Source organism: Lichenicoccus sp., from assembly GCF_965277665.1.
In the GTDB taxonomy this organism is placed as follows: domain Bacteria; phylum Pseudomonadota; class Alphaproteobacteria; order Acetobacterales; family Acetobacteraceae; genus Lichenicoccus.
The window spans coordinates 46619-64784 of the sequence record NZ_OZ255835.1 but is presented as its reverse complement, the minus strand read 5'-3'; the positions used below and the strand labels follow the sequence as shown (position 1 = coordinate 64784).

The following is an 18166-nucleotide window of genomic DNA, read 5'->3' as shown; positions in this document are numbered from 1 at the left end:
CCAGGGTTCGGGTGCTTCCCCGTGACCCTGGAACGGGAGACCCCCGATGAGCGAGATAAGCCCCTCGCGCCGCCGCACTATCGAGGACATGACGGTCCGCAATCTGTTTGCGACTTCGAACGGAAGGCGGACGGCGATTCCCGACGCAAGGCGGACCCTGATTCCGACGGAAGCCGGACAGTGATCCCATTCGATCCCGGACAGCCCTGAGGCGGGACTGGCGGTTGAAGTCGGCGATCCAGTGACCGGTAGCGTGGCCCTCTGACCAGGGGGGACACGATGCCAGCCGAGAGATTGTCGATGCGAAAAGTTCGGGAGGTTCTTCGCCTGAGGCACGCATGCGGCGCGAGCGTGCGGAGGATCGCGAGGTCGGTCGGGGTGGGCCATACGACGGTCGCTGAATACCTGCGCCGCACGGCGGTGATCGGGATCACGTGGCCGGTGGCAGCCGAGATCGACGACGCGGAGCTGGAGCGTCGGCTGTTCACGCCTGCGAGCTTCCACGCGGAGCCTGCCCCTGCCCCCTGGAATGCCCTCAGTCTGAGCTAGAATCCGTCACCAGGAGACGGATGATGAAGCGATCAAGGTTTACACAGGAGCAGGTCATCGCGGTGCTCAAGGAGCACCAAGGGGGTGCGGCGGCCGCAGCAGAACGGGTTCGTGGAGAGCTTCAACGGGAGGTTCGGCGACGAGTGCCTGAACGAGCACCTGTTCAGGAGCCTGGCTGCGGCACGTCGGATCATCGAGGCATGGAGGATCGATTACAACCACACCCGCCCACACACGAGCCTGAACGGCCTCACACCAGCAGCCTTTGCAACACGCCGCGAGCAGCGGCATACGGAGACGGGATTCTGCTTATGAACGAGGGCACATAGGGGGCAGGGTCACGGGCATTAGAATCCGGGTAAACCTCAACGCTTTCCCTTCAGGGTTGCATAGAGAAGAAGACGCCCGGACGATTGAGCAGGTTCATTAGGTCGGGGAAGGTCAGACAACCACGTCGATCAAGAGCATCGGCCTCTAGTTGAGTCCGTAGTTTATCTGGCTGATTTGGCTCGCGACCATGAAGCCTTCGAGTTGCCCCGCGCGTTTATCTAGGTCTAAAGGGTAAGGCAGGCGCAGATGGTACAACCAAGGAGATTGTCCCCTTCACTTCAGGCCGGCTCCGAAACTGGCTACCGTGCCCTCTTGCGCCAGCCGGGTTTTGGCCTGTTCTTTGCCGCCACGACAGCCTCAACTCTGGGATCGGCGGTAGTACCGGTTGCCCTGACCTTTGCGCTCCTCCAGATCGGGTACACCGCGACCGCTGTTGGGCTGGTCCTGGCAGCTCAGACAGCACCTACGGTCATCCTTCTGATAGCGGGAGGCGTCATCGGTGACCGGTGGCCCAGGCGTCGCATCATGATGGGAGCAGACGCCTTGAGATGCCTCTGCCAGAGCGGCCTCGCCGCACTCCTGGCAACAGGACATCCGTCGCTCCTCTTCCTCATGCTGCTGGCGGGATGCCTCGGCGTCGGGAACGCGTTCTTCAGCCCCGCCGAAAGCGGGCTGATCCCCGAGATCGCTGGCGAGAAGAGCCGGATCAAGGCCGCAAACAGCCTCCTTGGGATCTCCAACTCGCTCTCAGCCATCCTGGGTCCAGTGATCGGCGGCATCCTTGTCGGACTAGGAGACGCGCCCCTTGCAATCGGCCTAGATGCATTCTCCTACGCCGCCAGCGCCGCTTGTCTCGCCTTTATCAGCATCCCTGCCCACGAGAAGCACGACTCGACGTCGTTCCTCAGCGAACTGCGGCAGGGATGGTCCGAGTTCCGGCAGCACCGGTGGCTGCTGCTGGTCACGGCCCAATATGGTCTCCTCAACCTCGTCACGTTTGCGCCCTTCTTCGTCCTGGGGCCCGTCATCTTTTCCTCGATGCCACATGGAGCTCGCTCGTGGGGGTTAATCGCCTCGGCGACAGGCGTGGGAGGCGTCTTGGGCGGCCTGCTCATCCTCAAGATCCGTCCGTCGCGACCACTTGTCGCATACGAAATCTCCGCGGCGCTCCTTGCGGCTCCTCTGGTCGTGCTCGCCGTCCATGCTTCGGTCCCGGTGCTGATGGCAAGCAGTGCTGTCTTCGGCTTGGCCTTGTCCATCCTGAACGTCACGGTGCAGACGACGATACAGGAGCGCATACCCGAAGATGTGCTCTCTCGCATCAACGCGCTGTTCAGCGTGGTGGCAACCGGCCTCGGCCCTATCGGCTTCGCGCTTTGTGGTCCGGTGGCTCACTATGCGGGTCCACGCAACGCCCTGGGCGTAGGCTCAGGTATCACCCTCGTCAGTGCGGCCGCTCTTCTTTGTCTCGGCCATATTCGGCATGTCAAAGCCATACGCATGCCATGACCGGAGCCAGACGATCACCTCTTGCCCGAAGGACTTGGAACAAGATGACCAGGTTCAAACGTCGCCGAATGTCTGGACTGAGCCGCGTCGCGAACCTCAAATGGTTGCCACGCTTGCTCTTGAGCCAGCGTCAGCTAACCGTTGCGTGCGAGTTCCAGGCCAGCAATAAAGGTGCTGGCCAGGGCTGACCTGCCCGGAAGCTGTCCGCCTCTACCACCTTCAGGTCCGGCAGGAGCGCCGCCAGCGCGCTACCATCCTGCAGCACCGCCAGCCAGTTGTGGATGCGCGCGATAGGGGTCTGCACCGACCATAGTGTGCGCGGTGGCAGCCGGTCAGCCGGTAGACGTCCGTTAGCTGGTCCGGCAGCGCCAGGGCCACCAGACAGGTGCGCATCAGCTCGGTGCGATCATCACCGAGCCAGTCGGCGGCAGCCTGGATGTGACGACGGCTGGGCAGCTGCCGCCGCAGCCCCTCTGCCTCGCGTGCCGCCGCCTGCACCTCCGGCCCGGCTGCCGGCAGGATCAGCCGCGCACGCAGTTGGGTCGTATCCCTCTGGTGAGGGCCCTGTAGCGGCTCGGGCGGCGGGCTGCTTGGCGTTGGGCGTGTTCGAGTAGTTCCACGGCAGCAGTTCGTGCAGGCGCTGCGCGGGATGGTCGGCGATACGGCGTAGCGTGTCGGCGAGCCAAGCTCGTGGATCAACGTCGTTGAACCTCGCGGTCACGATCAGGCTGTAGATCGCGGCGGCGCGTTCTCCTCCACGGTCTGATCCCGCGAACAGCAGGCCTTGACCGATCGCGATGCCACGCAGCGCGCTTTCCGCCGCGTTGTTGGTAAGACAGATCCGGCCGTCCTCGAGGAACCGCGTAAATGCGGTCCATCGCTTTAGCATGTAGTCCATCGCGCGCCCGACATCGTTGTGTCTCGACACGCGGGCGCGCTCGGTGCGCATCCAGGCTTCCAGCTCGCTGACCATCGGCGCGATCACGGGTTGCCGTGCCGCGAGGCGCTGCTCGGCAGGTGTCCGAGGATCCCTCGCTCTGCGTCAAAGATCGCGTCGATCCGCCGCACCGCCTCGATCGCAAGCGGCGCCTTGGCCAGATCGGCGAGGACGGACAGCTTGCGCCTGCCATGCGCCCAGCACGCCGCCTCGACGATAGGCCCGTAGGTCGTGCCCCTCGCGATAGAGCTCGTTGAACCCGACATAGGCGTCCGCCTGCAGGATCCCCGTATAGTGCGCGAGATGCCGTCGCCGATGAGCCGCCGTCCGGTCGGGCGTGTAGTGGAACATCGCCGCTGGTGGGCTGGGGCCGCCGAATGGCCGGTCGTCGCGCACGTAAGTCCACAATCGGCCGATGCTCGTCCGCTTCGTGGCCAGCACTGGCACAGTGGTGTCGTCGCCGTGCAGCCGCTCGGCTGCAAGCACATGGACGCGGATCAGCTCGATGAACGGCGTGAGGGCCGTACTGCAGGCTCCGACCCAATCGGCCAGGGTGGAGACGTCGAGGTTGATCCCCTCGTGGGCGAACGTCTCGCTCTGCCGGTTCAACGGCAGATGCTGGCCGAACTTCGCCTCGAGGATGGTGGCCAGCAGCTCCGGTCCGGTGCGTCGGCGCGAGATTGGAGTGACGGCCTCACTGAACGGAGTTGAAAAGCTGTGCCGACACTCACCGCCACAAGACCTCGGCGAAGGCGTGCCGCCGATCTCAGACGGCGCCTCCCAGGTAATGCGCCGTCGTTTTGTCGGCGATCTCTTGCGCACTCACGCCGGGGGCGAGCTCGACCAGGCGGAACGGGCTCTTATGGTCGGGACGATCGAATACACAGAGATCGGTCACGATCATGTCGACGACGTTCAATCCGGTCAGCGGAAGCGTGCAGGCAGGAACAAATTTCGCTCCGCCATCCTTAGAACAGTGCTCCATTACCACGATCACCCGCTTGACGCCGGCGACCAAGTCCATCGCCCCGCCCATCCCCTTGACCATCTTGCCGGGGATCATCCAGTTGGCGATGTCGCCGTTCTCCGACACCTCCATGGCGCCCAGCACCGTCAGGTCGACATGGCCGCCGCGGATCATCGCGAAACTGTCCGACGAGGAGAAATAGGACGAGGACGGCAGCTCGCTGATGGTTTGCTTGCCGGCATTGATCAGGTCGGCATCAATCCCGTCTTCATGCGGGAACGGGCCGATCCCGAGCATGCCGTTTTCGCTCTGCAGGGTGACGGTCACGCCGGCGGGGATGTAATTGGCGAGCAGGGTCGGTATCCCGATCCCGAGATTGACGTAGAACCCGTCCTGCAACTCGCGGGCGGCGCGGGCCGCCATCTGGTCACGGCCCCAGGCCATTACACTTCCTCCCTCGAACGCGTGGTGCGGAACTCGATCTGCTTGTCGTACGGCGATCCGTCGATGATGCGCTGCACGAAGATGCCCGGAAGATGGATGGCGTCCGGATCAAGGCTTCCGGCCGGGACGATCTCCTCGACCTCGGCGACCGTGACGCGGCCGCACATGGCAGCCGGGACGTTGAAGTTGCGGGCCGTCTTGCGGAACACCAGGTTGCCGGCGCTATCGGCCTTCCAGGCCTTGACGATGGCGAGGTCGGCAAAGATGCCGTGCTCCAGGATATAGGTCTCCTCGCCGAACTGCTTGTGCTCCTTGCCTTCGGCCACCAGCGTGCCGACGCCGGTGCGGGTGTAGAAACCGGGAATGCCGGCGCCTCCGGCGCGCATGCGCTCGGCCAGTGTACCCTGCGGACAGAACTCGACCTCCAGCTCGCCCGCAAGATACTGCCGGGCGAACTCCTTGTTCTCGCCGACATAGGAGCTGATCATGCGCGCGACCTGCCGCGACCGCAGCAGCCTGCCGAGGCCGGCGCCATCGATGCCGGCATTGTTCGAGGCGATCCGCAGGCCCCTGGTGCCGGCCCGCTCGATCGCCTCGATGAGGCGCTCCGGGATGCCGCACAGGCCGAAGCCGCCGGCCGCGATCAGCATGCCGTCATGCAGCAGGCCGTCCAATGCGGAGATGGCATCCGGATATGTCTTCTGCATCGTAACCTCCTATCGCACCATTGTCATGGCGACGCCCATGCCGCCGCCGATGCACAAGGTCGCCAGCGCGCGCTTCGCGTCGCGGCGACGCATCTCATGCAGCAGGGTCACCAGCACCCGCGCCCCCGACGCGCCGATCGGGTGGCCGATCGCGATCGCGCCGCCATTGACGTTCACGATCTCCGGGTCCCAGCCCATCTCGCGATCGACCACGCAGGCCTGCGCGGCAAACGCTTCGTTCGCCTCGACCAGGTCGAGATCGCCGGCCGACCACCCGGCGCGTTCCAGCGCCTTGCGCGAGGCGGGGATCGGGCCGGTGCCCATGATGGCGGGATCGACGCCCGCGGTCGCCCAGGACACGATACGGGCGAGCGGCGCCAGGCCGCGGCGCTCGGCATCCGCCGCCCGCATCAGCACCACGGCGGCGGCGCCGTCATTGATGCCCGACGCGTTGCCCGCGGTGACGCTGCCGGTCTTTGAAAAGGCCGGCCTGAGCTTCGCCAAGGCTTCGAGCGTGCTGCCGGCACGCAGATGCTCGTCATCGCCGACCACGACATCGCCCTTGCGTCCGGCGACCGTCACCGAGACGATCTCGTCGCGAAAGCGGCCGGCTTTCTGCGCCGCCTCGGCCTTGTTCTGCGAGCACACGGCGAATGCGTCCTGCTCCGCCCGGCCGATCCGCCATTGCGCGGCCACGTTCTCGGCGGTCATCCCCATGTGGTAGTCGTTGAAGGCGTCCCAGAGCCCGTCGGTCAGCATCGTGTCGGCAAAGGCGACCGGACCCATCTTCTGGCCGGCCCGCAGATAGGCTGCATGCTGGGCCATGGTCATGTTCTCCTGGCCGCCGGCGACCACGATCCGGGCATCGCCGGCAGCGATCTGCTGCAGGCCGAGGGCTACCGCGCGTAGGCCCGAGCCGCAGATCTGGTTCACGCCCCAGGCCGTCGTTGCGTGCGGCAAGCCGGCGCCGATCGCCGCCTGCCGGGCGGGGTTCTGGCCCTGGCCGGCGGTCAGCACCTGGCCCAGGATGACCTCGTCGACCTCGCCGGGCCCGACCCCCGCGCGCTCCAGCGCGGCCCGGATCGCGACCGCGCCCAGCACATGCGCCGGCGTCGCCGCAAACGCGCCGTTGAACGTCCCGACCGGCGTGCGCGCCGCACCGACAATCACGATGTCAGTCGTCAATTTCAATTTTCTCCATAAGCGACCCCTTCTGGCCAGGGCTTCTTGCCCGGATGCGGAGCATAGGGCTCAGGGTCGGGACGGGAGGGAAACCTCGGTTCGCGTCCGGACTCAGCCGAACCCGGCTGTCGATCATGTCCAAGGCATCAAGGCCAAGATCGCGGCGGAATATCTGGGCAGTCTGCTGCTACGCAACGCGCCTGATCCGGTCATTAAGGGCGTGGAGCAGGATCTTGGTCGTCTGTTCGATATGCGCCTTCATCAGATCGAGCGCACGGGGAACATCACGGTCGAGTGCCGCCGTGACCAGATCACGATGTTCCTGATCCACGTCGCGCTCGGTTTCCGCCAGCGGGATCGACAGGCGCCGGTAGCGTTCCGACTGCGCATAGAGCTGACGGCGGATCTGCAGCAGGGTGAGACTGCCGCAGGCCGCAACCAGTGCCTCGTGGAAGGCACCATGCGCGAGCGCCCAGGCATCGCTGAGGCGCTCCGCGTCGCCCGGTGCACGCTTCTCAGTGCGTGCGAGACGGTGAGAGATCCCCAGCAGCCGCTCCTCCCAGGCCAGATCACCTTGCTTCACCGCCATGCTGAGACAGAGCGCCTCGATCTCGACGCGCGCCAGGGTGAGGTCTTTTAGCTCTGCCATCGAGATCGCCGCGGCCTGGAAGCCGCGCTGCGGCAGGCAGACTACGAGACCTTCGGCCGTCAGCCGGGAGAGCGCCTCGCGAACCGCTCCAAGGCTGGATCCATGGCTGGTGCAGAGGTCGGCGATCTTGAGCTTGCCACCCGGTGGAACGCGGCACGTCAGCAGGTCTGCCCGCATCGCACGATAGACCGTCTCGGTCAGGGTCAGAGGGGCCGCGATCTCCATACATAGCTTCTAACCTGATCTACTTGCGGCTAGAAAATATATTTTTTGTTGACGGTGTCTCTGATCAGGCGCACTTCTCCTGATCGAGGAGAGACCGCGCATGCGTTTCATCACCTACTCGTCGTCCGGCAGGCTCGGGATCGGGATACGAAGCCCGAACGGCTATCTCGGACTTCTGGAGGATGAGCCGGAATATCCAGGCGACCTGCACTCCTTGCTGGAGCAGGGCGATGCAGCACTATGTCGGGCAGGCCAGGCGCTCGGTCAGGGCCGGGTGGTCGATCCGGCGGCGGTCACGCTGCTGCCGCCGCTTCCGACGCCCGGCAAGATCATCTGCGTCGGCTTGAACTACGCCGACCACTCGGCGGAAAGTGGTTTCAAGCAGCCGGAGTATCCGGCAATTTTTGCCCGCTACGCCTCCAGCCTCGTGGCCCACGGTGCACCGATCGTGCGCCCGTCAGTCTCGCAGCAGCTCGACTTCGAGGGCGAAGTCGTAGCGGTGATCGGCACCGGCGGTCGCGGCATCAATGCCGCCCATGCACTCGATCACGTCGCTGGCTACTCGCTGTTCAACGACGCCTCGATCCGCGACTACCAGTTCAAGACCGCGCAGTGGATCATGGGCAAGACCTTCGACGACACCGGCGCATTCGGGCCAGAGTTCGTCACTGCCGACGAACTGCCGGTCGGCTGCAAGGGCCTGCGCCTGGTCACCACGTTGAACGACGCCACTGTGCAGAACGCCGCTCTCGACGACATGGTGTTCGACGTAGCGGCGCTGGTGGTGCTGATCAGCGAGGTCATGACCCTGGCCCCAGGCGATATCATCGTGACCGGCACGCCAGCCGGCGTCGGCGTCGGACGCAAGCCGCCGCTGTGGATGCAGCCCGGCGACATCTGCGCAGTCGAGGTCGAGGGCATCGGCCGCCTGTCCAACCCGATTATCGAGGAGGTCGCACGCGCGGCCTGATCGAGAACCAACCGTGCGATCAAGGCGCCGCAGAGCGTCGGTCATTGAGGAACCGTCATGAACCAGATCACCACACTATCCACCGTCTATCATGCCCGCCGTCCCGGCGTGCTCGGCGTCCACTCGCTTGACCATTTCGCGCTATCCGTTCCCGACCTGGCGGTCGCACGCGATTACTACCAGTCGTTCGGCCTCGACGTGCGCGAGCATGGCAATCGCCTCGAGTTGCGAACCTTCGGGTCGGACCACATCTGGGGCCGGCTGAGCGAAGGCGGCCGTAAGGCGATCGGGCATGTCAGCTTCGGCTGCTATGCCGACGATATCGACCGCTTCCGCCAGCGCCTGGAGGAGCTCGGTGTGGTGCGGCTCGACCCGCCGCCGGACCAGGAGACCAACGGGCTGTGGTTCCGCGACCCGCATGGCCAGCTGGTCGAGATCCGCGTCGCCGAGAAGGTGATGCCGGACAGCAAGGCGCCAATCGTGGGCATCGATGTGGCAGCCGGCCAGCGTGGCGCGCCGATGCGTGGCACCACCGGGCCAGTGCAGCCGCGCCGCTTGGCGCACGCGCTGTGCTTCTCTCCTGATGTTGCAGGCTCGATCCGCTTCTATGCGGCGGCTCTCGGCCTGCGTTTGTCGGACCATCCCGGTCCGGTTGCGTTCATGCATGGGCCGCACGGCAGCGACCACCATCTGATGGCGTTCGCGATGTCGTCGGACGGCATCGGCTACCACCACAGCGCCTGGGACGTCAGCTCGATCAACGAGGTCGGTCTCGGCGCGATGCAGATGGCCGATCGCGGCCATCGGCGCGGATGGGGCCTCGGCCGCCACGTGCTGGGCTCGAACTTCTTCCACTACGTGCGCGATCCCTGGGGCAGCTACGCAGAATACAGCTTCGACATCGACTATGTCCCGGTCGATCAGGAGTGGGAGGCGAGCTATCCGGCTCCGGAGAACAGCCTGTACCTCTGGGGTCCCGACGCGCCGTCGGACTTCATCGTCAATCACGAAGCCATACGCTGATGGACAACGCGCTCTACGACGTCATCCAGGTCGGTTACGGACCGGTCAGCGAGGTGCTGGCGGCCGCCCTGGGCGCCAGGGCCGCAAAGTGGCGGTGTTCGAGCGATGGAAGCAGCGTCATGCGCTGCCGCGCGCGGTCTGCATCGATCACGAGATGTACCGCATGCTGAGCGCGATCGGCATGTCCGAGGAGTTGTCGAAGGTCTCGCATCCGGCGTTCCCCTATTGGTGGATGAACGCCGAGAATCTGGAGGCTGAATGAAGACACGGGCCGCTGTCGCGTTTGAGGCAAATCGACCGCTCGAGGCGGTCGAACTGGACCTCGACGGCCCGAAGCAGGGTGAGGTTCTGGTCGAGATCATGGCGACCGGCCTCTGCCACACGGACGCCTATACCTTGGCCGGCCTCGACAGCGAGGGACGGTTCCCAAGCGTGCTGGGTCACGAGGGGACAGGCATAGTATGCGAGACCGGCGCCGGCGTCACCACGTCGGCGTCGGCGACCACGTTATTCCGCTCTACACGCCGGAATGCCGCCAGTGCAAGTCGTGCCTCAGCGGCCGGACCAACCTGTGCACCGCGATCCGCGCGACGCAGGGTAGGGGATTGATGCCCGACGGCAACACCCGCTTCAGCCATAACGGCAAGCTGGTGTTCCATTACATGGGATGTTCGACCTTCTCGAACTTCACGGTGCTGCCGGAGATCGCAGTCGCCAAGATCCGGCCGGACGCGCCGTTCCAATCGGCCTGCTATATCGGCTACGGCGTCACGACCGGGGTCGGCGCGGTGGTGAACACCGCCAAGGTCCAGCCCGGCAGCAACTGCATCGTGTTCGGCCTGGGCGGGATCGGGCTTAACGTTATCCAGGGACTGCGAATGGTTGGTGCCGACAAGATCATTGGCGTCGACGTAAAGCCGCGCAAGGAGGAATGGTGTTGACGGTTCGGCATGACCCATTTCGTCAATCCCGGCGAGATCGACGGCGAGCTGGTCGCGCATCTCCAGGGCCTTATCGACGGCGGCGCCGACTATACCTTCGACTGCACCGGCAATCCCGGCGTCATGCGCACCGCCTTGGAGGCGTGCCGTCGCGGCTGGGGCGAGAGCATCATCATCGGCGTCGCCGAGGCCGGCCGGGAGATCAGCACTCGTCCGTTCCAGCTTGTGACCGGACGGGTCTGGCGCGGCTCCGCCTTTGGCGGCGCGCGGGGACGCACCGACGTCCCGAAGATCGTCGACTGGTACATGACCCGGAAGATCGAGATCGATTCGATGATCACCCATGTCCTGACGCTGGAGCAGATCAACACCGGCTTCGAGCTCATGCACGCGGGCGAGAGCATCCGCAGCGTCGTCGTGTTCTAGTGTCCTGAACCCGAAGTTCGCTCATTAACTGTATAAGTGGTTCGGGTGCAGAACCTCTCGATGGTTGCGAGGATGTCGTCGGCGGACTTCGTCCAACGGAACGGCTTCGGGTCGGCGTTGTGCTGGTTGATGAAAGTCTCGATCGTCTGGTGGAGGCTGGCGACGCTACGGTGAACGCCGCGTCTGATCTGCTTCTCGGTCAGCAAACCGAAGAACCGCTCGACCTGGTTCATCCACGACGCGCTGGTCGGCGTGAGGTGGATGTGCCACCGGGGGCGCTTGGCGAGCCAGTTGCGGATCAAGGGCGTCTTATGGGTAGCGTAGTTGTCCATCACCAGGTGGACATCGAGCTGGGCCGGAACATTGGCCTCGATCTCGTCGAGAAACTTGCGAAACTCGCCAGCACGATGCCGGGGATAGCAACGGCCGATGACATGTCCGGTGGCGATGTCGAGGGCAGCAAACAGCGATGTCGTGCCGTGCCGTTTGTAATCATGGGTCTGCCGCTCGACCTGCCCCGGCCTCAACGGCAACATCGGCTGGCTTCGATCGAGCGCCTGGATTTGCGACTTCTCATCGACGCAGAGCACAACCGCATGCCGGGGCGGCGAGACGTAGAGGCCGACGACGTCCCGGGTCTTGGCGACGAAATCCGGATCGGTCGACAGCTTGAACGTCTCGACGCGGTGCGGCTGCAGGCTGAACGCCCGCCAGATCCGTTGCACGCTCGTGCTCGACAAGCCCGAGGCGCGGGCCATGCTGCGCGAACTCCAGTGGGTCGCGCCGAGCGGCAGGCTCTCAAGGGTCCGGACAATCACATCCTCGATCCGGGCATCGTCAAGGGTGCGCGGCGCTCCGGAGCGTGGCTCGTCCAGCAGCCCGTCCATGCGATGCGCTGCAAAGCGTCGCCGCCATTTGCTGACGGTGACCTGATCCACGCCGAGGGACGCTGCGATGTCCTTGCCGTAGCCACCATCGGCGCAAGCAAGAATGATCCTTGCACGCATCGCCCGGCCTTGAGCGGTCGACCGCAGCTGGCTTAACGTCAGCAGCTCCGCACGCTCCGCATCGCTCAACACTATGGCGGCAGGCGGTCGACCTCTCATGTTCCGCTCCTCACCAACCAAAGGAGTATCCCATACACAAAGGTCGAGTACAAGAGTTCTCAAGCGAACTTCGGGTTCAGGACACTAGAGCATGATCCGACCGCGCCACCCCGTGGGTCATGGTCGAGCCCTTGGGGAGAACCGCGCTCCGACCGGCGGCGCAGGATCGAGCCACTTCGGGCGGCCTGCCACGGCACCGGTCCCGCGCCGGCCGGCGAGAGGGCGATGATCCCGGCGACGACGTCATCCCGACTTGTACGGCGGACCAACCTGGCTGGCACGCCCCACGTCTCGAACAAGGCGACAGAATGCCCACGTTGCTCGTAACCACCCGGGAGGGAACCCAGACGGTGCTGGATGGTGAGGCCGGTCTGTCCGTGATGGAGATCATCCGCGACAATGGCGTCGGCGAACTGCTGGCGCTGTGCGGCGGATGCTGCTCCTGCGCCACCTGTCACGTCTATGTCGACGCTGCCTTCGCCGACGTCGTCCGTGCGATGAGCGAGGACGAGAACGACCTGCTGGACGGATCGTCTCAACGCACCGATCGCTCCCGTCTCTCCTGTCAGCTCCCGTTCGGAGACGGGTTGGCCGGGCTGGCGGTCACCATAGCTCCGGAGGGCTGAGCGGTGCCGACGGGCGAACGGGGCGACCACGCCTCGGGCATGCATTACGACGTGCTGATCGTCGGGGCGGGCCATGGGGGCGCCCAGGCGGCGATCGCCTTGCGGCAGCGGAAGTTCACCGGTTCGATCGCCATCCTGGGCGAGGAACCCGAAATACCCTACGAGAGGCCACCGCTGTCCAAGGACTACCTCGCCGGCGAGAAGCACTTCGAGCGCATCCTAATCCGGCCCCCGGCGTTCTGGGAACAGCGCGGTGTCCTTATCCTGACCGGCCGCCGCGTCGTCGCGGTCAGCCCAGAAGCGCACAACGTGACCACGCACGTTGCGACGTCACGCCCTGCAACGATGAACACCGCGACTGCCGAGGACGCCACGACCATCGGCTACGGCCGGCTGATCTGGGCGGCGGGTGGACATCCGCGCCGCCTCGCCTGCTCCGGCCACGACCTTCGCGGCGTGCATTCGGTGCGCAGCCGCGCCGACGTCGACCGCATGACGAGCGAGCTCGCGACAACGTCCCGCGTCGTCGTCATCGGCGGCGGCTATATCGGACTGGAGGCGGCGGCGGTCCTCAGCAAGCTCGGCAAGCAGGTGACGGTGCTCGAAGCGCGCGACCGCGTGCTCGCGCGTGTCGCCGGCGAGCAACTGTCGCGCTTCTTCGAGGCCGAGCATCGTGCCCACGGCGTGGACATGCGGCTGAACAGCGCCGTTGCCTGCATCGAGGAGACCGACGGACGCGCGGCCGGCGTTCGGCTCACGGACGGCGAGGTCGTGCCAGCCGAGATGGTGGTGGTCGGCATCGGCATCGTGCCGGCGGTCGAGCCTCTGCGCGAGGCGGGAGCGGAGGGTGCCAACGGCGTGGCGGTAGACGCGTTCGGCCGGACATCGCTGCCGGACATCTGGGCGCTCGGCGATTGCGCGCTTCAAGCCAGTCGCTTTTCCACCGGCCAGCCGATCCGGCTGGAATCGGTGCAGAACGCGAGCGACATGGCGGTCATGGTCGGCCGCGCAATGACCGGGGACGAGGAGCCCTGTCGCGCCGTGCCGTGGTTCTGGTCCAACCAGTATGACCTGCGGCTGCAGACCGTGGGCCTATCTGGCGGCCACGATGCGACCGTTATCCGCGGGTCGATGGAGGAGCGCAGCTTCTCGATCGTCTATTCCAGGCAAGGCCGGGTAGTGGCGCTCGACTGCGTGAACGCCGCGAAGGACTTCGTGCAGGGCAAGCGCCTGGTCGCCGATGGTCTCGCGATCGACCCGCTGCGGCTGGCCAACATCACCGTGCCGCTCGACGACATGTAGTTGCCGAAGGAAGACGGGTCCGGCCGATCGAGGGCGCCCTTGGCTCGCGGCGGCAACGCAGAAAGAGTCAACGAGGACGAACATGTCAGCTTCCTGTGAAGGAATTGAATCATGCGGTCGGCAACGGACATGATAACCAGCCAGTATCCGGCCTATCCGGAGGACGTGTTTTCCAGCGAAGCGCTGAAGCGACCATTCGGGCACTACCGTCGCATCCGCGACCTTGGTCCGGTCGTTCGCCTGAAGGGGGTGGAGGCCGTCGCACTCAGCCGGTTCGATGACGTGAGGACCGCGCTGCAGACGCCCGAGATCTTCATCTCGGGAGAAGGCAACGGCTTCAACGACGTCTGGAACATGCCGAAGGGACCCGAGCTGATCAGGATGGACGGGCAGGAGCATCGCCGGCTGCGACGCCATCTGACTCAGCCTATGACGCCGGCGGCCCTCGCTCAGCACCGCGACATGCTCAAGACGATGATCACCAACCAGGTCCGCAAGCTGGCCGATGGCAACACCTTCGAGGCGATCGAAGGCATCGCGAAGCACCTCCCGCTCGCGGCGATCTCGTACCTGGTCGGACTGCCGGAGGCGGGGCGGCAGAACATGCTGCGCTGGGCCACTGCGATCTTCAACATGGTTGGACCGGCATCGCCAGCGCTCAACGAGGACCTGCAGATCCTGCTCGAGTTCAGGGACTACATGCTCTCGGTCGACCCGGCGCAGTTGCCCGAGAACGGCTGGGCCAAGGCATTGTTCGATGCCGCCCGGGACGGCAAGCTCACGGTCGCGGAGGCTCAGGCGGTGCTGGGCGGCTTCGTCGCACCCAGCCTGGACACGACGATCAACGCCAAGTCGAACCTGCTCTATAACCTGGCGATCAATCCCGCCGAGTGGGACAAGCTGCGACGGAACCCGTCACTGATCTCGAGCACGGTCATGGAAGGCGTGCGCCACAGCGCGGTGGTGCGATGGTTCGCCCGCGTGACGAGCACCGACTACCAGCGCCGCGACATCTTCTTGCCGCAGGGCACGCGGGTGATGCTGATGTTCGGCTCGGCAAACCGCGACGAACGGCATTATCCCGACCCGGACGCCTTCAAGGTCGACCGCAACCCGCAGGATCAGCTCGGTTGGGGGTCCGGACCGCATATCTGCGCCGGGCTGCACCTGGCGAGGCTGGAGATGGAGGTCCTGCTGGAGGCTTTGGTCGAGAACATCGAGACGATGGAAGCCGACGAGCCAGTGTTCAGCGCCAATCGCGGCCTTTTCGGGCTGCAGAGCTTGCCGATGCGGATGACCCCTACCGGCTTGGCACGAGCGAATTAAAAAGAACAGGAACGGGCCAGGCACGTCGTGCGAAGCACGCTGTCGCGTGACACCCCTGGACCCGCCAGGGTTTTACCCCGGAGCCCAGCTTTAGGCTCGGGCAGCCAAACGCGGCAGCAGCAGCTCGGAGTTCTTCCGGCCGATCGCGGCATGACCGGCTTCGTCCAGACCGGCATAATCGTCCAGACCCTACATGTGAAGTGGTTCGTCGCGCCCTCGCGGGCATACGGCAGGTCCGAGCCGTGTAGAACATGTTCCAGCTACGCGGAGGCCATGCGTTGAGCGCCAAGAGGCCGTACCGGAGCGGTTCCGGGATGGGCTCCTGAGGTTGAGGTAGCCGGGCGGGTATAAATCCACGGGGTTCGACGCCGACCTGGAAGCCCGATATAGACCCCGACTCCCAGACCGCAGCATAGTCATGATGGCCTGATTTTATGCAACAGACCGCGAGGAAGTGAAGGATCTGTAGAAGCGGCCTTAGGCAGGAAAGTAAAATAGACTCCAAGAGCCCAGTAAAAGAAGGTTCAACGGTTTTCATACGCCCGGAGGAAGGTATCGATCGCCTTCGGAATGGCTTCGCTCTTTTTAATCTGGAAGTTCGCCCCATAAAGTGCCGCCTCAAGAAAGTCCACTTCGATGAGACCTTTCAGGTGGAGCGCGGCTATCACTGGCGACGTCTTGCGCAACCGTCCACGCTTCATCTGATCTGCGAAGAAACGCGTGAGCATCAACACTGCCCGTCGAGGTCCTTGCTCAAACAGATGGGCTCCGAGCGTTGAGTTGGCTCCCTCAGCAACCGCCGTGCGTGTAATCGCCAACACGTCCTTGTCAAGAATAAAGTCGAGGTAGGCGCTCGCGAAGCAGTGAAGGTTCTTGCGGAGATCGCGCGACTCCGGATCGAGAAGATCCATGATCTGGTCTCCTCGACCTTCCGAGGCCGCCTTCATCGCCGTCTCGAACAGCTCCTCCTTCGACTGGAAGTAGCCGTAGAGGGTGCCTTTGGAACCACCCAAACGGCGCGCGATCATCGTCATACTCGCTCGCTCAAAGCCAACTTCCCGGAACACCTCCAAGGCGACCTCGATGATCACCTGTTTCCGATCTTCGGTTCTCACCCGCATGTCGGTACCTCACCCGGCCGAGCCGCCCTCTACCGTTTCTCGATGGCTCAAGCAACAGGAGCGATGCTAATGCACATCATAGAGGACTAACGCGGGACTGAGCTGCGAGAGTGAACACGCGGGAACCAGATCCCGCTGACGCGGGGCAAAAGCCGAATCCCGGCAAGCTGAGGGGTCTTGGCCGCCGCCTCCCGACCGATACTGACGGCAACCCGGAACCAAAGCTCGGGCGACCCAAACCGAAATTGCGGTGCCGCCTCCCCGACCCGCAGCGCCGGGTCATGAGGGTGCAGGCGGCTTTAGATAGGACTGCAAGACACAGGCCGCCGTTGATGCCGAAAGGCAGATCATTATCGCAAACCGCCTCATCAACAACGGCTCAGATCAAGACTCGTTACTGCCGCCGTTCGACGCTCTCAAGTCGCTGATAATCGGCCGGCCGTTCGTCCTCGCGAAGCGCACCACTTCAGGAAAAGGATAGAGAGGGCACCTATGAGAGGAGCGATTGCGACCAGCAGGAAAACCGTCTCGCCAAGCGTCCCGATCCTGACCATCAAGGCGCCGATCAGCAGCGGCATTATCACTTCCCCAAGCCGCCCAGCGCCCATCGCCCAGCCGACGCCCGTCGACCGGATGGCAGTTGGATAGAGACCGGCCGAGAGGGCCAGCATGCCCGCCGTGCTGATGCCCGCCATCAGAACGGCATTGGCCAACACGTCGAGCACCATCGGCACGGGGAACCTAGCTGCGTAACCGAGTGTCGCTGTGGTCAGGGTCGCCAACAGGAAGGTCGTCGCCAAGATTGTCTCTGACCCGAACTTCTCCATCAAGCGCCCGGCACCGGCTGCGCCGAAGAGAGAACCAACACCGCCGCCTACCCCCACGATGAGCGAGGCTTTGGGCAGCGAGATGCCGTGACCATGCAGCAGAATGGGCGACCAGAAAAAAGTCGCCGCGGTCATGCCGAAGGCCGCCATGAACGCGAGCCACAGGGGCACCGTCTCGAGCGTCCTGCCCCCGTGGAACAGGCCGGTCGCCGGCCCCTCCGACTTGAGCTCGCTCCCGACGATCCGCGCCATCGGCGGCAGCGTCGGCGCCACATGACGCATGATGCGGCCGATCTCCTCCGAATCCGGCCGCTTCACCAGCAGAAACCGCAACGACTCAGGCAGCCAAAGGGCAACCGCGACACAGGCGGCCAATGGGAGCGCCCCCCCAAAAAAGAAGACCGCATGCCAACTCGAATGAGCCAGAAGATAGGCATTCACCATCGCCCCGAGGATTACGCCGAATGGAAAGGCGGTCCAGATCAGTCCGGTAATCAAGCGTCGATGCGATTTGGGCGCGTATTCCGAGGTGAGTGCGATGAAACAGGGTGCAGCACCGCCCAGACCGATCCCAAGCAGGAAGCGAATGATAAGCAGAGCCGAAAACGATCCGGCAAGGGCCGTCATCGCGGTAAAGACGCTGAATAACGCCGTCGCAACGAGCAACATGCTCTTTCGGCCAAGTCGGTCCGCAAGCGATCCAAACGTCGCGGCGCCCAACATCGCCCCGAGAAGGGCAGAGGAGAAGATGGGACCTAGATGCCCCGGCGATAGTCCGAGCTCGTCCAGGATCAACGATGCCGTCACACCGATCGATGTGGTATCGGTTCCGTCCAAGAGTGCCACCAGGCCGCAGAGGAGTCCGACCCGGACCATCAACCTGCCGACCGGCGCCTCATCGAGTACTCTAGTGATGTCGAAGGCGCCGACTCCCGCGTTCTTAACCATGTCTTCGACCGCATGGGTGTTTTGCATGAGGATCTCTCCTTGAAACGATCG

General features: G+C 64.5%; 17 protein-coding genes and 3 pseudogenes. 11 read left to right on the top strand and 9 right to left on the bottom strand.

Translation table 11 applies throughout. The features are described 5' to 3' along the window. Positions 1-46 precede the first annotated feature (46 nt). The 4 genes and pseudogenes from ACQY4O_RS00340 to ACQY4O_RS00325 all read left to right on the top strand — a co-directional run bounded on the left by ACQY4O_RS00340 (position 47) and on the right by ACQY4O_RS00325 (position 2388). Positions 47-184: a hypothetical protein gene (locus ACQY4O_RS00340; RefSeq protein WP_428374270.1), complete on the top strand. Its 138-nt coding sequence runs from the start codon at positions 47-49 to the stop codon at positions 182-184. Positions 185-378: 194 nt separating this feature from the next. Continuing rightward, entirely contained in the window at positions 379-549 is a 171-nt protein-coding gene (locus ACQY4O_RS00335; protein WP_428374269.1) for a hypothetical protein, read from the top strand. Between the two features lie 90 nt (positions 550-639). Then, a pseudogene (locus ACQY4O_RS00330) lies at positions 640-864 on the top strand (integrase core domain-containing protein); the annotation flags it as partial. A gap of 261 nt (positions 865-1125) precedes the next feature. Continuing rightward, entirely contained in the window at positions 1126-2388 is a 1263-nt protein-coding gene (locus ACQY4O_RS00325; protein ID WP_428374268.1) for an MFS transporter, read from the top strand. A 130-nt stretch (positions 2389-2518) separates the two neighbouring features. Here ACQY4O_RS00325 and ACQY4O_RS00320 read toward each other — a convergent pair whose 3' ends face one another. The 6 genes and pseudogenes from ACQY4O_RS00320 to ACQY4O_RS00295 all read right to left on the bottom strand — a co-directional run bounded on the left by ACQY4O_RS00320 (position 2519) and on the right by ACQY4O_RS00295 (position 7499). Then, positions 2519-2692, bottom strand: a complete 174-nt coding sequence (locus ACQY4O_RS00320; RefSeq protein ID WP_428374267.1) for a hypothetical protein — start codon at positions 2690-2692, stop codon at positions 2519-2521. Positions 2693-2998: 306 nt separating this feature from the next. Continuing rightward, positions 2999-3988 (bottom strand): annotated as a pseudogene (tnpC, locus tag ACQY4O_RS00315) (IS66 family transposase); the annotation flags it as partial. Between the two features lie 103 nt (positions 3989-4091). Continuing rightward, positions 4092-4736: a 3-oxoacid CoA-transferase subunit B gene (locus ACQY4O_RS00310; RefSeq protein WP_428374266.1), complete on the bottom strand. Its 645-nt coding sequence runs from the start codon at positions 4734-4736 to the stop codon at positions 4092-4094. Further along, positions 4736-5443 (bottom strand): CoA transferase subunit A, encoded by a 708-nt coding sequence (locus ACQY4O_RS00305; protein WP_428374265.1) that lies wholly within the window; start codon positions 5441-5443, stop codon positions 4736-4738. The genes ACQY4O_RS00310 and ACQY4O_RS00305 overlap by 1 nt, the downstream gene beginning before the upstream one ends. Before the next feature lie 9 nt (positions 5444-5452). Next, positions 5453-6628 carry an acetyl-CoA C-acetyltransferase gene (locus ACQY4O_RS00300; RefSeq protein WP_428374264.1) on the bottom strand — a complete coding sequence of 392 codons (1176 nt, stop codon included), beginning with the start codon at positions 6626-6628 and terminating at the stop codon, positions 5453-5455. A gap of 184 nt (positions 6629-6812) precedes the next feature. After that, complete coding sequence (locus ACQY4O_RS00295; RefSeq protein ID WP_428374263.1) at positions 6813-7499, bottom strand: GntR family transcriptional regulator; 687 nt, start codon at positions 7497-7499, stop codon at positions 6813-6815. Between the two features lie 100 nt (positions 7500-7599). On the opposite strand from ACQY4O_RS00295, the gene ACQY4O_RS00290 reads away from it, so the two are divergent. The 4 genes and pseudogenes from ACQY4O_RS00290 (at position 7600) to ACQY4O_RS00275 (ending at position 10859) form a co-directional block, all read left to right on the top strand. Beyond that, the gene (locus ACQY4O_RS00290; protein ID WP_428374262.1) at positions 7600-8469 is read left to right on the top strand and encodes a fumarylacetoacetate hydrolase family protein; all 870 of its coding nucleotides are present in this window, start codon (positions 7600-7602) and stop codon (positions 8467-8469) included. A 57-nt stretch (positions 8470-8526) separates the two neighbouring features. Next, entirely contained in the window at positions 8527-9492 is a 966-nt protein-coding gene (locus ACQY4O_RS00285; protein ID WP_428374261.1) for a VOC family protein, read from the top strand. Between the two features lie 88 nt (positions 9493-9580). Continuing rightward, positions 9581-9754 carry a hypothetical protein gene (locus ACQY4O_RS00280; protein WP_428374260.1) on the top strand — a complete coding sequence of 58 codons (174 nt, stop codon included), beginning with the start codon at positions 9581-9583 and terminating at the stop codon, positions 9752-9754. Continuing rightward, a pseudogene (locus ACQY4O_RS00275) lies at positions 9751-10859 on the top strand (S-(hydroxymethyl)glutathione dehydrogenase/class III alcohol dehydrogenase). The gene ACQY4O_RS00280 and the pseudogene ACQY4O_RS00275 overlap by 4 nt, the downstream one beginning before the upstream one ends. Here the strand turns inward: ACQY4O_RS00275 and ACQY4O_RS00270 are convergent. Further along, positions 10856-11965 (bottom strand): IS630 family transposase, encoded by a 1110-nt coding sequence (locus ACQY4O_RS00270; protein ID WP_428378057.1) that lies wholly within the window; start codon positions 11963-11965, stop codon positions 10856-10858. The pseudogene ACQY4O_RS00275 and the gene ACQY4O_RS00270 overlap by 4 nt on opposite strands. A gap of 308 nt (positions 11966-12273) precedes the next feature. Between ACQY4O_RS00270 and ACQY4O_RS00265 the strand changes: the two genes are divergently transcribed. The 3 genes from ACQY4O_RS00265 to ACQY4O_RS00255 all read left to right on the top strand — a co-directional run bounded on the left by ACQY4O_RS00265 (position 12274) and on the right by ACQY4O_RS00255 (position 15219). Continuing rightward, a complete protein-coding gene (locus tag ACQY4O_RS00265) occupies positions 12274-12591 on the top strand; it encodes a 2Fe-2S iron-sulfur cluster-binding protein (RefSeq protein WP_428374259.1) in 318 nt (105 codons plus the stop codon). A 3-nt stretch (positions 12592-12594) separates the two neighbouring features. Beyond that, positions 12595-13893, top strand: a complete 1299-nt coding sequence (locus ACQY4O_RS00260) for an NAD(P)/FAD-dependent oxidoreductase (RefSeq protein ID WP_428374258.1) — start codon at positions 12595-12597, stop codon at positions 13891-13893. Positions 13894-14004: 111 nt separating this feature from the next. Next, entirely contained in the window at positions 14005-15219 is a 1215-nt protein-coding gene (locus ACQY4O_RS00255; protein WP_428374257.1) for a cytochrome P450, read from the top strand. Between the two features lie 524 nt (positions 15220-15743). Here the strand turns inward: ACQY4O_RS00255 and ACQY4O_RS00250 are convergent. Both ACQY4O_RS00250 and ACQY4O_RS00245 read right to left on the bottom strand, forming a co-directional pair. Further along, positions 15744-16310: a TetR/AcrR family transcriptional regulator gene (locus tag ACQY4O_RS00250; RefSeq protein ID WP_428374256.1), complete on the bottom strand. Its 567-nt coding sequence runs from the start codon at positions 16308-16310 to the stop codon at positions 15744-15746. A gap of 446 nt (positions 16311-16756) precedes the next feature. Beyond that, positions 16757-18142 (bottom strand): MFS transporter, encoded by a 1386-nt coding sequence (locus ACQY4O_RS00245; protein WP_428374255.1) that lies wholly within the window; start codon positions 18140-18142, stop codon positions 16757-16759. Positions 18143-18166: the final 24 nt, after the last annotated feature.

What these genes read in the sequence shown, in the direction of transcription:
- ACQY4O_RS00265 (WP_428374259.1), top strand. Translation starts at nt 12,274, where the DNA reads ATGCCCACGTTGCTCGTAACCACCCGGGAGGGAACCCAGACGGTGCTG.
- ACQY4O_RS00305 (WP_428374265.1), bottom strand. Translation starts at nt 5,443, where the DNA reads ATGCAGAAGACATATCCGGATGCCATCTCCGCATTGGACGGCCTGCTG.
- ACQY4O_RS00290 (WP_428374262.1), top strand. Translation starts at nt 7,600, where the DNA reads ATGCGTTTCATCACCTACTCGTCGTCCGGCAGGCTCGGGATCGGGATA.
- ACQY4O_RS00255 (WP_428374257.1), top strand. Translation starts at nt 14,005, where the DNA reads ATGCGGTCGGCAACGGACATGATAACCAGCCAGTATCCGGCCTATCCG.
- ACQY4O_RS00295 (WP_428374263.1), bottom strand. Translation starts at nt 7,499, where the DNA reads ATGGAGATCGCGGCCCCTCTGACCCTGACCGAGACGGTCTATCGTGCG.
- ACQY4O_RS00325 (WP_428374268.1), top strand. Translation starts at nt 1,126, where the DNA reads ATGGTACAACCAAGGAGATTGTCCCCTTCACTTCAGGCCGGCTCCGAA.
- ACQY4O_RS00285 (WP_428374261.1), top strand. Translation starts at nt 8,527, where the DNA reads ATGAACCAGATCACCACACTATCCACCGTCTATCATGCCCGCCGTCCC.
- ACQY4O_RS00340 (WP_428374270.1), top strand. Translation starts at nt 47, where the DNA reads ATGAGCGAGATAAGCCCCTCGCGCCGCCGCACTATCGAGGACATGACG.
- ACQY4O_RS00310 (WP_428374266.1), bottom strand. Translation starts at nt 4,736, where the DNA reads ATGGCCTGGGGCCGTGACCAGATGGCGGCCCGCGCCGCCCGCGAGTTG.
- ACQY4O_RS00245 (WP_428374255.1), bottom strand. Translation starts at nt 18,142, where the DNA reads ATGCAAAACACCCATGCGGTCGAAGACATGGTTAAGAACGCGGGAGTC.
- ACQY4O_RS00270 (WP_428378057.1), bottom strand. Translation starts at nt 11,965, where the DNA reads ATGAGAGGTCGACCGCCTGCCGCCATAGTGTTGAGCGATGCGGAGCGT.